The organism is Pedosphaera parvula Ellin514, assembly GCF_000172555.1.
Taxonomy (GTDB): Bacteria; Verrucomicrobiota; Verrucomicrobiia; order Limisphaerales; family Pedosphaeraceae; genus Pedosphaera.
Map to the genome: position 1 here is coordinate 1 of NZ_ABOX02000087.1, position 12,718 is coordinate 12,718.

The 12,718-nt window shown below is 53.2% G+C and carries 14 protein-coding genes; 3 read left to right on the forward strand and 11 right to left on the reverse strand.

Annotated elements, in window-relative coordinates; translation table 11 throughout:
- Window positions 1-1,344 (forward strand): hypothetical protein (locus CFLAV_RS35885; RefSeq protein ID WP_007418874.1); only part of this gene is annotated, 1,344 nt, incomplete at its 5' end.
- Window positions 1,345-1,358: 14 nt separating this feature from the next.
- Here CFLAV_RS35885 and CFLAV_RS33540 read toward each other — a convergent pair.
- The 7 genes from CFLAV_RS33540 to CFLAV_RS35320 form a co-directional block, all read right to left on the reverse strand.
- Window positions 1,359-1,988 carry a CAAX prenyl protease-related protein gene (locus CFLAV_RS33540; RefSeq protein ID WP_007418875.1) on the reverse strand — a complete coding sequence of 210 codons (630 nt, stop codon included), beginning with the start codon at window positions 1,986-1,988 and terminating at the stop codon, window positions 1,359-1,361.
- A gap of 108 nt (window positions 1,989-2,096) precedes the next feature.
- On the reverse strand, window positions 2,097-2,699 hold the full coding sequence (locus CFLAV_RS30875; protein ID WP_007418876.1) for a hypothetical protein: 603 nt from the start codon (window positions 2,697-2,699) through the stop codon (window positions 2,097-2,099).
- Window positions 2,696-3,490: an ExeA family protein gene (locus CFLAV_RS30880; RefSeq protein WP_202796984.1), complete on the reverse strand. Its 795-nt coding sequence runs from the start codon at window positions 3,488-3,490 to the stop codon at window positions 2,696-2,698. Before CFLAV_RS30880 ends, CFLAV_RS30875 begins: the two co-directional genes overlap by 4 nt.
- A 66-nt stretch (window positions 3,491-3,556) precedes the next feature.
- Entirely contained in the window at window positions 3,557-4,018 is a 462-nt protein-coding gene (locus tag CFLAV_RS30885) for a hypothetical protein (protein WP_007418878.1), read from the reverse strand.
- Between the two features lie 7 nt (window positions 4,019-4,025).
- The gene (gene hisC / locus CFLAV_RS30890) at window positions 4,026-5,144 is read right to left on the reverse strand and encodes a histidinol-phosphate transaminase (RefSeq protein WP_007418879.1); all 1,119 of its coding nucleotides are present in this window, start codon (window positions 5,142-5,144) and stop codon (window positions 4,026-4,028) included.
- Entirely contained in the window at window positions 5,141-6,469 is a 1,329-nt protein-coding gene (gene hisD / locus CFLAV_RS30895; RefSeq protein WP_007418880.1) for a histidinol dehydrogenase, read from the reverse strand. The genes hisC and hisD overlap by 4 nt, the downstream gene beginning before the upstream one ends.
- A 273-nt stretch (window positions 6,470-6,742) precedes the next feature.
- Complete coding sequence (locus CFLAV_RS35320) at window positions 6,743-7,132, reverse strand: hypothetical protein (protein WP_150107692.1); 390 nt, start codon at window positions 7,130-7,132, stop codon at window positions 6,743-6,745.
- On the opposite strand from CFLAV_RS35320, the gene CFLAV_RS30905 reads away from it, so the two are divergent.
- Together CFLAV_RS30905 and pyrF are read left to right on the forward strand one after the other, a co-directional pair.
- A complete protein-coding gene (locus CFLAV_RS30905) occupies window positions 7,131-8,405 on the forward strand; it encodes a hypothetical protein (RefSeq protein WP_150107693.1) in 1,275 nt (424 codons plus the stop codon). The genes CFLAV_RS35320 and CFLAV_RS30905 overlap by 2 nt on opposite strands.
- Before the next feature lie 79 nt (window positions 8,406-8,484).
- Window positions 8,485-9,189 (forward strand): orotidine-5'-phosphate decarboxylase, encoded by a 705-nt coding sequence (pyrF, locus tag CFLAV_RS30910; RefSeq protein ID WP_007418884.1) that lies wholly within the window; start codon window positions 8,485-8,487, stop codon window positions 9,187-9,189.
- A 15-nt stretch (window positions 9,190-9,204) separates the two neighbouring features.
- Here the strand turns inward: pyrF and CFLAV_RS30915 are convergent, their stop codons facing one another.
- The 4 genes from CFLAV_RS30915 to acpP form a co-directional block, all read right to left on the reverse strand.
- Window positions 9,205-10,515, reverse strand: coding sequence for a thymidine phosphorylase (locus CFLAV_RS30915; protein WP_007418885.1), 1,311 nt, complete (start codon window positions 10,513-10,515; stop codon window positions 9,205-9,207).
- A gap of 41 nt (window positions 10,516-10,556) precedes the next feature.
- A complete protein-coding gene (locus tag CFLAV_RS30920) occupies window positions 10,557-10,910 on the reverse strand; it encodes an outer membrane protein assembly factor BamB family protein (protein ID WP_007418886.1) in 354 nt (117 codons plus the stop codon).
- Window positions 10,911-10,964: 54 nt separating this feature from the next.
- Window positions 10,965-12,224, reverse strand: a complete 1,260-nt coding sequence (fabF, locus tag CFLAV_RS30925; protein WP_007418887.1) for a beta-ketoacyl-ACP synthase II — start codon at window positions 12,222-12,224, stop codon at window positions 10,965-10,967.
- A 66-nt stretch (window positions 12,225-12,290) separates the two neighbouring features.
- A complete protein-coding gene (gene acpP / locus CFLAV_RS30930) occupies window positions 12,291-12,536 on the reverse strand; it encodes an acyl carrier protein (protein WP_007418888.1) in 246 nt (81 codons plus the stop codon).
- Window positions 12,537-12,718 lie beyond the last annotated feature (182 nt).

Here is a 12,718-nt window from a genome sequence, read left to right on the forward strand (position 1 = left end):
GAAGGCCACACGCTGGACAACCGGGGAACGGTGAACTGGACCTCGGCTTATATCACCTCACAGAATAGTCCGGGCACATTCATCAATGACAGCCTCCTGGTTCTCTTCCAATATGGCTCCCTGGGCGCCTCCGGTTCGGGCAGTGGCTCCGTTTTCCAAAACAATGGCACCCTGCTCTGCCCAGCCAGCCAGGGCACAGTGAGCTTCTACTCCAACTGGAGCTTTACCAACAGTGGAACTTTAACCGTGCAATCCAACTCGGTGCTCGATCTCCAGCACGATTACGCTGGTTCCCTGAACTTCGCGGACGGAGCCCTCCTCAATGGACCCGGCAAGACCCGCCTGGCCTCTAGTGACCTTACCGCCAGCGGCATTATCACCGTGGATGGCACCTTTGAACTGGCCGGCTCGCAATTCAATAGCGGCACCCTCAAGGGCACCCAGACCTGGACGGGTGCCGGCAGCTTCAACTGGACGGGAGGCACTATGTCGGCACCCGGCACTACATCCATAGCCAATAACTTTCACCTAAACATTCAAGGCCTTGATCAAAAGAACCTCAATAACCACACACTCTATAACCGGGGAAGTATTACTTTCAGCTCAGCATTGCAAGGCTCCACGAACGCAATTATCAACAACGCAGGACTGTTCAAGTTGGCCGATTTCGGCAATTTCGCCACTGGGGATGGAACAGCCGCCTTTAACAACTTATCGGGGGGCACTATGTGCACCCCGGGCACAAACGCTCCTTCTTCGCAAACCTATTGCACGATGAATTGGGCTTTCACCAATGCAGGTGTGCTGGCTCTTAGTTCTGGAACCTTTAACATCATTCCAGCTTACTCGCCCGCAGCTTCGAGTACTCATCGCTTCAACCTGGCTTCCAACAGCGCCGGTTCATCTTCAAGTTTGCTGAATCTGGGCGCTTTCGCTCCCGCTGGAACATTGGTGGTCAAGCTGGGAAATGGCGTCGTTGTCACCAACGGCAGCTCTTTCCAATTGATTACTTATGCCTCTCAAACAGGCAAATTCACGAGTCAGGAGCTTCCATCATTGCCTGCACCTTTGTCCTGGGAACTCGATTACCAACCAACTGCTCTGTTTCTAAAAGCTGTTTCGGTTCCTTTGGAGTTGAAGTCAGCTCAGAAACTCGCTGATGGTTCGTTTCATTTTAGCGCCGCAGGATCATCGGGATCGGCGTATATCATTGAAACATCCACCAATCTGGTCGACTGGACGCCTTTGCAAACAAATATCGTTGTGAACGGATCGGTTGATTTCATTGATTCCTCCGCTACAAACTTCAGCAAGGGTTTCTATCGGATGAGAATCGGAAATTAAACTGGCTCGCGGGTTCACCAGAATTGCCACGCGCCTTTATACACAACCCAAACGCCCAGCAAAAAATTGGTGATGGCATGAGCTGTCATCGCGTCGCCAAGACGCTTTTTATAAATGACCAACCCTTGGTAGGCAACACCGCAGAGGATGCCAGCCAGCCATTCATAGTGGCTGATACCAAAGATGGCGGAGGTCGCTAAAAAAGCAATGGGATGAAAAAATCCGAGTGCCACAGATTGAAAATCTTTTTTTACAATGTATCGGTAGAGGAAAGAACGATAGAACACCTCTTCAATCGGAGGCACGACCAGGGTCGAACCAATTATTCGGGTCAGAATAAAAAACCAGGCCAGTCCTGAGCCTTGGACGAATGATACGTTGGGATTCCAAGGCGCGCCCGCTTTTCCTAGTTTGGGATAATAAGGATCCAATCCCACCCAAATGGCAAAAACCGCCACCCCCACCACCACCGCTTCCCAACTGAATGCCCAGCGCATCTCCTTCACAATGGGCCAAGTCATCCACACCAACCAGGCACCCACAATGGTCTTGGCAAAGTAAATCCAATAGCGGGACGCTTCTCCAAATCGATCCTGACAGGCCGTCAGGAGCACGAACACCAGAAAAGGGACCACACGCGCCATTACTGGCGATGCTTCAAATTTTTTCCTAAATGAATCCACGGCGCAGAAGATAACCAATGCACCGTCACATTCGCCAAGCTTTTAAAGAGGAATACTTTGAGGAGGGCCTTAGTTCAGCTCCATTACCTTCGTCTCCCCGGTTGGCGTGACGATGGTAACGGCTTCCTGCTGAATTGAAATCACTTTGGCCCCTTTCACCTGGTCCCCGACACTGACCGTCTTCCCACTGATCATCGCCGAGGGATGTCTTGGGTTGTAAAAGATGGCTTGGAGTTTGTAAATTGGAGGCTCCGGCTTGGCAATCACCGTATTGGTCGTTTCTGTAACGTTTGAAGTGGTATTGGAAATCGCGGTTGCCGCTGGAACACCCGTCACAAGCGCAGCAGGTTCGACTGGTTTGACCTGGGCTGGCGTCGGAGCAGCCACGACCTGCCTGGCGGGTTCGATTGCTGGGGCTGGAGCAACGTTGACAGCATCAGACACTGTTCTTGCCCGCACACTCGCGCCTGGCTGGACCGCCCCATGGAACCAGATCCAAAGGAGTGTTACCGCCAAAGCCAAAATCACCGCCACCAATGCCGGAAGCAAAAATCTCGTTCCGTCGGGCCGACGCTCGCGCTCTACTGGTCGCAACGCAGGGCCTTCGGCTGGCGCCGTCACTGTAGGCTGCGCTGCCTTCGCCTGCTTTAATGCATCATTGATTAAACTCATGCGTCGATGTTTCCTTCCAACTCCCGCAGGGCTCGCCCCACCAGGTGCCAGTCAATCCGATCACTCTGTTGCACATATCCGGCCAGAAGCGCCTTGTCACAAACCGCATTCACCAATCGCGGAATACCTTTGCTGTAGTTGAATATCCGCCACAACGCCGGCCGGGTGAAATATGGAACGCCATTTCCACCGGACACGTGCAATCGATGCTGCACATACTGTGCCAATTCGGGTTTGGTCAACGGTTTCAGATGGTAACGCACTGTAATCCGCTGCCGCAGCTGCCTTAAACCGTGGTCATTCAGCCTATCCCGCAATTCTGGTTGCCCCATCAACACAATTTGGAGCAGTTTCCGGTCGTCTGTCTCCAGATTGGACAGTAACCGCACCTGTTCGAGCAAATCGTTGGTTAGATCCTGCCCTTCATCGATGATCAAAACGGTTTCCCGTCCCTCGGCCATCTGACGCAACAAAAAGTCATTAATTACGGCTACAGTCTCGAGCCGATCACATCTTCTCACATCGAGTCCAAACTCCATGGCGATGGCTCTGACCAATTGGTCGGCGCTCAACACGGGATTCAGGATCAATGCGGTGGAGAAGGTGTCCGGTAATTGCTCCAGCAACGCCCGGCATAAGGTTGTTTTGCCCGCACCCACCTCACCCGTAAGCTGGACGAATCCCTTTCGCTCCTTGATTCCGTACAGGAGGTGGTTGAACGCCTCGCGATGCTTGACGCTATAGAACAGGAACTTCGGATTCGGCGTGATGGTGAATGGTGGCTCACTCAAGCCGTAATACTCTAAGTACACTCCTTATCCTTAGCGAAAACCGTACCGAGAAGAAAGAAAAGAAATCTACCCGCATAATTCCTGCTCAACCCGCTTTGCTTCCTGCTCCAAATCTCCGAACGGATAACCCACCGTCAGACACTCCTGCAAGTATTGCTCCAGAAAAGGCCTTATTCCGCCGAGCCTCTCATATTGCGCCACATGCGCCAGTTCATGCACCACTAATCGCCGATCCCCCCAGCAATCTGCACGGATATAAATCCCATACCGCAACGTAAGTCCGGCGGTGAAGGGCGAGAGAAATCCCAACTTCTGCGCCATTGCATGCAAAACCGCATTGGCCGGCAGGGGAATTGCCCGTACCACTCTCAGGCGCACCTTCTCTGGATGCTGGATGCCGATCCGCTTTGCATCGAGCACCAACGGAGCCGTAAGCGCCACGCCCTCCCGGAGGATGATGTTTTCCTGTGCTTCAACCCACGATACCACCAGCGGCAACAAAACCTTGATGACCGTGGGTGTAATCATGAGAACTTTAACCTGCTTTTAAAATAGCCTTGCCGGCCCGCATCAAAGCATCGGCTTCAGCGTCACTGCCAATGGTGATCCGCAGATAATCCTTCACGTTCGGATATTTGAACCAGCGCACCAAAATTTTCTTCGCCCGCAGTTTTTCCAACCATTGCTCGGCCGGAAAACTGGGAGGCTTGGCGAAAATGAAATTAGTCTGACTTGGCAGCACTTCAAACCCAAGGGCGGTTAACTCCCGGCTGAGCCTTTCGCGCGTGGAAATAATTTTCTGAAAGTTTGTGCGGTAATATTTGAGGTCATTCAGCGTGGCCAACGCACCGACCTGCCCCAACCCATTCACATTGTAGCTGTCGCGAATCTTGTCCAGCGCCGCTATCAGTTCTGGATGCGCCACGAAGTAACCCACGCGTTGGAAGCAAAGTGAGTATGCCTTCGAAAACGTGCGTGAAACAATGACGTGGGAATATTTCAGCGCCAATTGCATCGCATTCTCGCGCGCAAAATCAACGTAGGCTTCATCGAGAACAACAACCCCCTGCTGCTCGCGACACAACGCTTCCAACTCCTTCGTCGTATAACCTCGCCCACTCGGCGCATTCGGCGTCGTCACCAGTGTCAACGCTGCTTTAAAATCCCAGGCCTTGGATTTCTTTAATAACACCAATGGCGGAATGCCAAACTCCTTGTCCAACGCCACCACATTCGCCCGCGCACCGTGAATTGCCGTCAACACTGAATAAAGCGAGTAGCTCGGTGTGAAGAACTGAACCGTGCTCGCACTCCTCTCACCAGACCGGGACGCCGGCTCCACAAACGTGCGAATGGCCATCGCCAGCAATTCATCGGAACCATTCCCTACAATGATATTCTCCGGCTTGCAGCCATGGAGCTTTGCCAGTTTTTCCCGTAACAATTGTGCCGTGGGATTCGGATACAACCGCAACCGGCCATCCACTGCCGACTTGATGGCTTCCAAAACCTTGGGTGATGGAGGATATGGATTCTCGTTCGTGTTGAGCTTGATCAATCCCTTGATCTTTGGCTGCTCGCCTGGCACATAACCGTGCAATTCACGGACGAGCGGGCGAATCAACGAAGCGGGCTTGGGCGAAGTGCGTTTCATATCTTCCTCCCTGCTTTGGTTTTAGCTTTTGCTCCCTCAACTCTGATCTCTGCAGAGCGTTTGTGCGCATCCAATCCCTCCACATCGGCAAACTTCTGCAAAGCCGTTAATCCTTTTTTCAAGGAGGTGCGGTCATATTCCACCACACTCGTGCGTCGCTGGAACTGATCGACAGTCAAACCCGCAAAGGAAGCACCCGCACCGCCCGTTGGCAAGGTATGACTTGGGCCAGCCACATAATCACCCAAGGCTGTAGGGGAATAGCTGCCCAGAAAAATCGCTCCGGCGGTAACTATCTTTTCCGCCACCTTGCTTGCACCACGCGCCATGATTTCACAATGCTCAGGAGCAAGCTGATTCGTTAGCTTGATGGCTTCGTCCAAATTCTTTACTAGAATCAACCAGCCATTCTTCTCAAGGTCCTTCTGAATGAAGTCGCGACGTGAAAGCTTCGGCAATTGAAGCCCGATTTCCTTTTCGACTTCCTTTAGCAATTTGCCCGAAGTCGTAACGAGCCACACGCGCTCATGTCCTGAACCATGCTCGGCCTGTGCCAACAAGTCCGCGGTGGCAAACTTGGAATTGGCCGTCTCATCCGCCAGCACCAGCACTTCACTGGGTCCCGGCAATAAATCAATCGCAACTTGCCCGAAAAGCAACCGCTTCGCAGCAACCACATACGGATTTCCGGGACCGAAAATCTTTTGAACCCGCTTGATGGTTGCTGTGCCGTAGGCCATCGCCGCAATCGCCTGCGCCCCGCCAAGACGATAAACCTCTGTCGCTCCCGCCAACCGCGCTGCATAGAGGAGCCCAGGGTTGATCTCACCCGTCGGCCCGCAAGGCGTGCATACCACGATCTCTTTACAACCTGCCACTCTGGCCAGGGTAATGGTCATCAATGCGGTGGACATCAACGGAGCCGTGCCGCCGGGTATATAAATGCCCACGCGTTGGAACGGATCAAATTTCTCTCCGACCTTCGCTCCATGTGCATTTTTTGCCGACCAGTTCTTGCGCAAGGCTTTTTTGCTAAAAGCCTCAATGTTCTTGCTTGCCGAAGCAACTGCTGCACGCAACGAATCATCTGCTTTGAAGGCTGCTGACAGAAACTCCGCCTGGGTCACGGTCAATTGTTCCACCGTCAACTTCGCACGATCAAAACGCTCCGTGAGTTCGAGCAGAGCAGCATCACCCCGAATCTTCACATCTTCCACAATGGCACGAGCACGTTCTTCAATAACCGGATCGAACAGGCTGGAAGGCGCAGCCAATTGCTGCAACCGCTCGGTAAAGTTCGCATCCGTATGGCGGATAACATTCATCCCCTTGAGGCTAGAAGATGCTCCGACAAATGTCAAAGTGGCTTGAATGCCGCCCAAATTCACGCATCTGGCGCGAATTTCGCACTCTTTTTACCCAACCACCCGCGCCCTGCTCGCAATTTCCTCAATAAACGACGATGGCAAGGCTAATGCTCTTGAAGGTTTCGAGCACTGTATGAAACCAATCGCTCAGAAAAAACAGAAACCTGAGGAGGAACTATGGAAACACAGCCATCGCCTGAATCTTCGGACAACGCCATCTCCAATCCTGGTTCACTTCCACCCCCAATCGTTGGCATAGCTCCGCCGGAGAAGCCTTTTATTTACTGGGTGAAGAAGCTCCTCATTTGCAATCCTTTCTACCTCGTCAGCGCTGCCCTCCTGCTTTACGGTTTTTACCTCGTCTCCACCGACAACAATTTTCCGGGCCGGGAAATCGCCCAACTTGCTTTCAACTTTGGTTCGCTCCAGTTTTATGAACTTCTCCTCGTTGGAACAGCCATTGTGCTGGCACATCGGAAAATTTGGTATGATTCCACACCTGCTGATTTTCCTCGAAAACCTGCTGATCCTTGTCCCCTTCATTCTGATCAACCAGTCAGCTTTAATAGACACTATAGACCGCCAAATCCTGTGGACCATGTGCGCAATTGGAGGTGGCATGGCAATCCTGCGATTTGGCGGTCTAAAACGCTTTCATCATCAACTCAATTTGCCTCGTGGTCTGCTTTTCTCCGGCCTGGTGTTGTTGTTGGTCAACACTGCCTTGCCGCTGATTTATCGGACTCTCCACGGGGCAAAGGTCGGCACTAAACCCACCACCGGAGCAGCGTTCGAAATGAATCAGTTCAGCTGGCTCATTCTCCTGCCGGGCATTATTGCCCTCGCGAACTGCCTGCCTCGACCCGCACAAACCAGCGACCTGCTTCCACAGCGTCGCTGGGTGCCGACCGGTATTTTCACGCTCTGGCTGAGCGGAACCATCGTTCACCTGTACAGCCTGGGCTTCATTTACAACTTCGATTGGGAAATTCCCTTCCTGATCGCTCCGCTTTGGGTGCTGGCCTGGACCATCTACAATCGGCATGGTGACTTTTTGCGAGTACGGGGTTTGAGCCATGCCTTGTTGATGCCGCCAGCACTCATCACGCTTATTGCCGCATACCAATCGGCTTACAGCCTGTTTATATGGCTCACCAGCCTCAACATTCTATGCTATCTGTTGCTCTGCTTGAGAGAACGGGGTAACCGCCTGATTTTGCACTTGCTCATGACTTCCTTCGTGGCGCTGGCATTGGGATTGGTAAAGCAATTTGATATCAACCTGCCCGCCGATCTCACCGTAGGCAAATGCGTCTTCGCCTGCATCGCAATGTATCTGGGTTACTGGATTGGCATTTCACGCAGCCCGAAGCTGGGCGTAGCCGGCGCTATTCTAGTGGCAATCACTACCGGGGCACTGATTGGGCCTCAAATCCATGGAGGCCACCTCGCCATTCAAGCTGGATTGATGTTCCTGATGTTGCACAGCCTGCTATGGAAGGATGAATCGCATCCCGGAGCCGCCGGAGCCCGTATCTTTGCCTGTTCACTCTGGTCACTGCACTCCCTGATGGTGGTCGTAACCCAATCGTCTTATGGCGGCGCAATGATTTCGACCATGGCGGCTGTTATCCTGGCCACTTGCGGCATTATTAAATTAATTCGTGGCACCTGGCCACCTTTGGTCTTGCCGATTTCAGGAGGAATTGCTCTCCTCATGTATCCGGGGAATTTGGCAGTGATCATGGCACAATCCACACCTGTGGGCTTGTGGGTCATTGCTGGAAGTTTCCTGCTCTTTGCCATCGGAACTGTCATGGCGTTTACCCGCTCGAAGTGGAATCCATCTCCAGTCAAAACTGCAACTTTCACTCGAACCGACCGAACCAACTGACGCATATGAAACACAGAAATACCAAACCAGGCCCCATCAAGAAGCTTGTCCCGCCTGACCATTCAGGTTTAATGCGGGCATGCAGAATCCTATCATTGTCGCGCTGGACGTCCCCAACGTCCAAACAGCACTCGATTTGGCCGCGCAGGTGGCACCTGTAGTTGGCGCATTCAAAATCGGCAGCGAACTTTTTACCAGCGCCGGACCTGACATCGTCCGGCGTATTCGCGCCACCGGTGCCGCTGTATTTCTGGATCTTAAGTTTAATGATATCCCAAACACCGTTGCCAAAGCCGTTTCCGCAGCCACCCGGTTGGATGTGCAGATGCTCACCATTCACACCAGCGGTGGTTCTGAGATGATGCGGGCCGCGGAACAGGCCGCACAACAAACTGCCCTTCAATCCGGCCGCAATGCTCCGCTCGTTTTAGGCGTCACTGTTCTTACCAGCATGGATAGCAACAATCTCAGCGAAATCGGCGTCCAGGCGAATGTGGGCCATCAGGTGGAACGTCTTGCAACTCTCGCGTCTCAATCCGGCCTTCGCGGTCTGGTCTGCTCTCCACTGGAAATAAATGCCCTGCGCCAGATTTTACCCGCGAGCATGCAACTGGTCACACCTGGCATCCGCACTGGTGCCGAGAAAGCAGACGATCAAAAACGCACGCTCACGCCCAAGGAGGCTTTAGCAGCAGGAGCCAACTGGTTGGTGATCGGTCGCCCCATCTACGCGTCGGAAAACCCAAGAGCTGCCGCAGAAAAGATTTTGACCTCCATTTCCTGAGCCCACAAACCTGCCCTACATCTGAACCACTTTTTGAATGAGCGGTGGGAGCGTTGGCTGTAATTCAGAAAACTCAAAGGCACTCTTAAGCCGCGCCAACGCCGTCTCAGCCTGTGCTTTATCAGTGGCATGAACTCGGCAAAGCACCGTGTCAAAACTGACGTCTTCACCCGCAGGCAACAGCATATCAATTCCAACATCGTGATTGATGATTGTCTCCTTGGTAAACCGACCGCCACCCAAATCTCGCACCACTTCTCCAATGACGCGCGGATTCACCTTCGCCAAAAATCCATCTACCTCCGCGCTTAGCTCCACCACCACCGGCGCTGTATGCTCACGAGCCAGTTTGCGATTAAAAACCTCCAGATCGCCTCCCTGCGCGACAATCATCTCATCCCACTTCTGACGCGGTCTCCCGGATGCCAAACATGCAACAGCCTGAGCGCGCGCCTCCTTCAAATGTATCGCCTTTTTCGTTTGCAACAGCAAGGTCGCGGCGAAAGCAATCACCAACTCTTCCAAGTCACTCGGCCCTTTTCCCTCCAGGCAATCCACTGACTCTTTCACTTCCAACCAGTTGCCCGCGGCACGTCCAAGCGGTCGGTCCATGTTCGTGACCAATGCACGCGTATTCACCCCGCACTCAATGCCCAGCTTGACCATCGCCTGTGCCAGTTCATCCGCCTTGTCGATCGTAGGCATGAATGCCGCCGCCCCGAATTTCACATCCAACACCAAAGCATCCAAATTCTCCGCCAACTTTTTGGACAGAATGGAAGCGGTGATTAATGGAATCGACGGCACCGTCCCCGTCACATCTCGTAATGCATAAAGCCCCTTGTCCGCTGGAACCATCTGCGCTGTCTGGCCGCAAATCACACACCCGACCGTTTGCACAATCGACACAATCTTCTCAACCGGCAATGCCGTGCTCAACCCGGAAATCGATTCCAGTTTATCCAGTGTCCCTCCCGTGATTCCCAAACCGCGCCCCGAAATCATCGGCACACGAAAACCCAGACATGCCAACAGCGGCGCAAGCGGCAACGAAACCTTGTCTCCCACACCACCCGTTGAATGTTTATCCACCAACGGTCGCGGGTCATTGGGAAACCTCAACACATCACCCGAGTCCCGCATCGCGAGCGTCAAGGCACTCGTCTCCTTGGTATTCAGTCCCTGAAAATAAATAGCCATCAACAACGAGGCCATCTGGTAATCGGGAATATTTCCGGCCGTATAGTTGGAAACAATTTGCCGGATCTGCTCGGTCGTGAACACCTGGCCATCACGTTTTGCTTCGATGAGGGATAAGAAGTTCACGTGGGATTGGTTAACTCTCCATTCCGGCCAGATTGAATTACCTACGTGGAAGCTACTGTGGCCGCATGCGCTTGTTGCTGGCGCTGTTGCTCTTCACGTTGTAGCTCCTCAGCCATCAAAATCGCACCGCCACCGTCCAATCCCTTGCGCGTAACGAGTGAAGCGAGCCCCAGTCCGTATCCCTTCAAACCATTGTGCCATCGAGCGTCGCCGGTTGCCGGGTCGAGACAAAAAACTTCCCCCTGCGTCGTCGCGTAGAGATTCTCACCGTCCAGGACTAAGTGTACATAACCAGAGCCGGCAAGGTGGGTTTGCCAGAGTGTGTCGCCCGTCGAACGATCCAATGCAATGGCCGTCCCCTTAATTCCCACAAAAACCATATTTTCAGTAGGCATATCACCTCTGGTTATCTGCTATGTTCCGACGAGGGTCTACACCCTGAACCGCACTCAGCCCAAAAATTTCTTCGCCGCAATCGTGGCATTATGACCGCCGAAGCCGAAGGAATTATTCAGGATCGCATTCACCTGCAACTCACGCGCCTTGTTCGGCACATAATCCAGATCGCATTCCGGATCAGGATTCTCATAATTGATCGTCGGCGGAACAATATTCGTCTGCAACGCCTTGGCACAAATCGCCATCTCCACCGCACCCGCCGCGCCCAACATGTGACCCGTCGCGCCCTTCGTCGAACTCACCGCCATCTTCTTCGCGTAATCGCCGAAAACCGTCTTGATCGCCTGCGTCTCGCAAATATCACCCTGCGGCGTCGAAGTCCCGTGCGCATTGATATAGGAAATATCCGTCGGATTCAGGCCCGCATTGCGCAAAGCCATCTTCATGCACCGCGCCGCGCCTTCGCCTTCCGGTGCTGGTGCGGTAATGTGATTTGCGTCCGCCGTGTTACCGTAGCCGACGATCTCACAATAAATCTTCGCCCCGCGCGCCTTCGCATGCTCCAACTCTTCCAGCACCAAAATCCCCGCGCCTTCACCCATCACGAAACCATCCCGTTCCTTGTCAAACGGACGCGATGAACGCTTCGGCTCCGCATTCCGCGTGCTCAAGGCCCGCATCGCGCAAAACCCGCCAATACCCATCGCCACCACCGTCGCTTCCGCGCCACCGGCAAAAATCGCCTTCGCATCTCCCATCTTGATCGTGCGCCACGCCTCGCCAATCGCATGTGTCGAAGTCGCACACGCCGAGCAGGTCGCAAAATTCGGCCCGCGCAGCTTGTAATACATCGAGAACAATCCCGACGCGATGTTTGAGATCAGCATCGGAATCATGAACGGCGAAATCCGCTTCGGCCCGCGTTCCATCAAAACCGTGTGCTGCTCCTCCGTCGTATGCAGTCCACCGATGCCGGAACCAATAAACGCTCCGATTTCATCCCGATCCAACTTCTCCAGATCCATGCCCGAATCGAGCAGCGCCTGGTAACCGGCAAACACCCCCATCTGCGAGAACCGATCCGTCCGCTTGATTTCCTTCGGCGTCGGAAACGCCGCACCGGGATTGAACTCCTTGATCTCCGCCGCGATTGTGCAATCGAAATTCGTCGTATCAAAAGAGGTGATCGTATCAATCCCACACTCGCCAGCGATGATATTGTCCCAGAACGGATCAATGTGCTGGCCCAGCGAGGAGATCACACCCAAACCGGTGACTACTACTCTGCGATCGGTCCAATTACTTGACATAAATTAAAAGGGGGCAGCTTTCAGCTTTCTATCAGCCAAAACTGCCCCTAAAGTGCCTGGCTGCAACTACTTTTGCTGGACGTCTTCGATGTACTTGATGACGTCGCCAACGCTCTGGAGCTTCTCGGCCTGTTCATCAGGAATTTCATGACCGAATTCCTCTTCCAACGCCATGACCAATTCCACCGTATCGAGCGAATCCGCGCCCAAGTCCTCAATGAACTTCGCATCGGGAGTCACCTGATCGGCATTGACCCCAAGTTGCTCGACAATAATATCTTTTACTCTTTGTTCTATAGTTTTTTCAGCCATGGGTTACTCCATTCTGTTAATTTGTAGTGTGTGTCTAAGCCACGCTCCAGAAAGCGTCAAGCCCTGAATCGTGAAATCTTCAAATCGTTATCGTTCAATTACCCTATCCAAATCATCCGGTTCAAACATCTATCCGAACACCAATCTCTATCCCCTACTCGACTGAGAGTCCAGCGGGAATT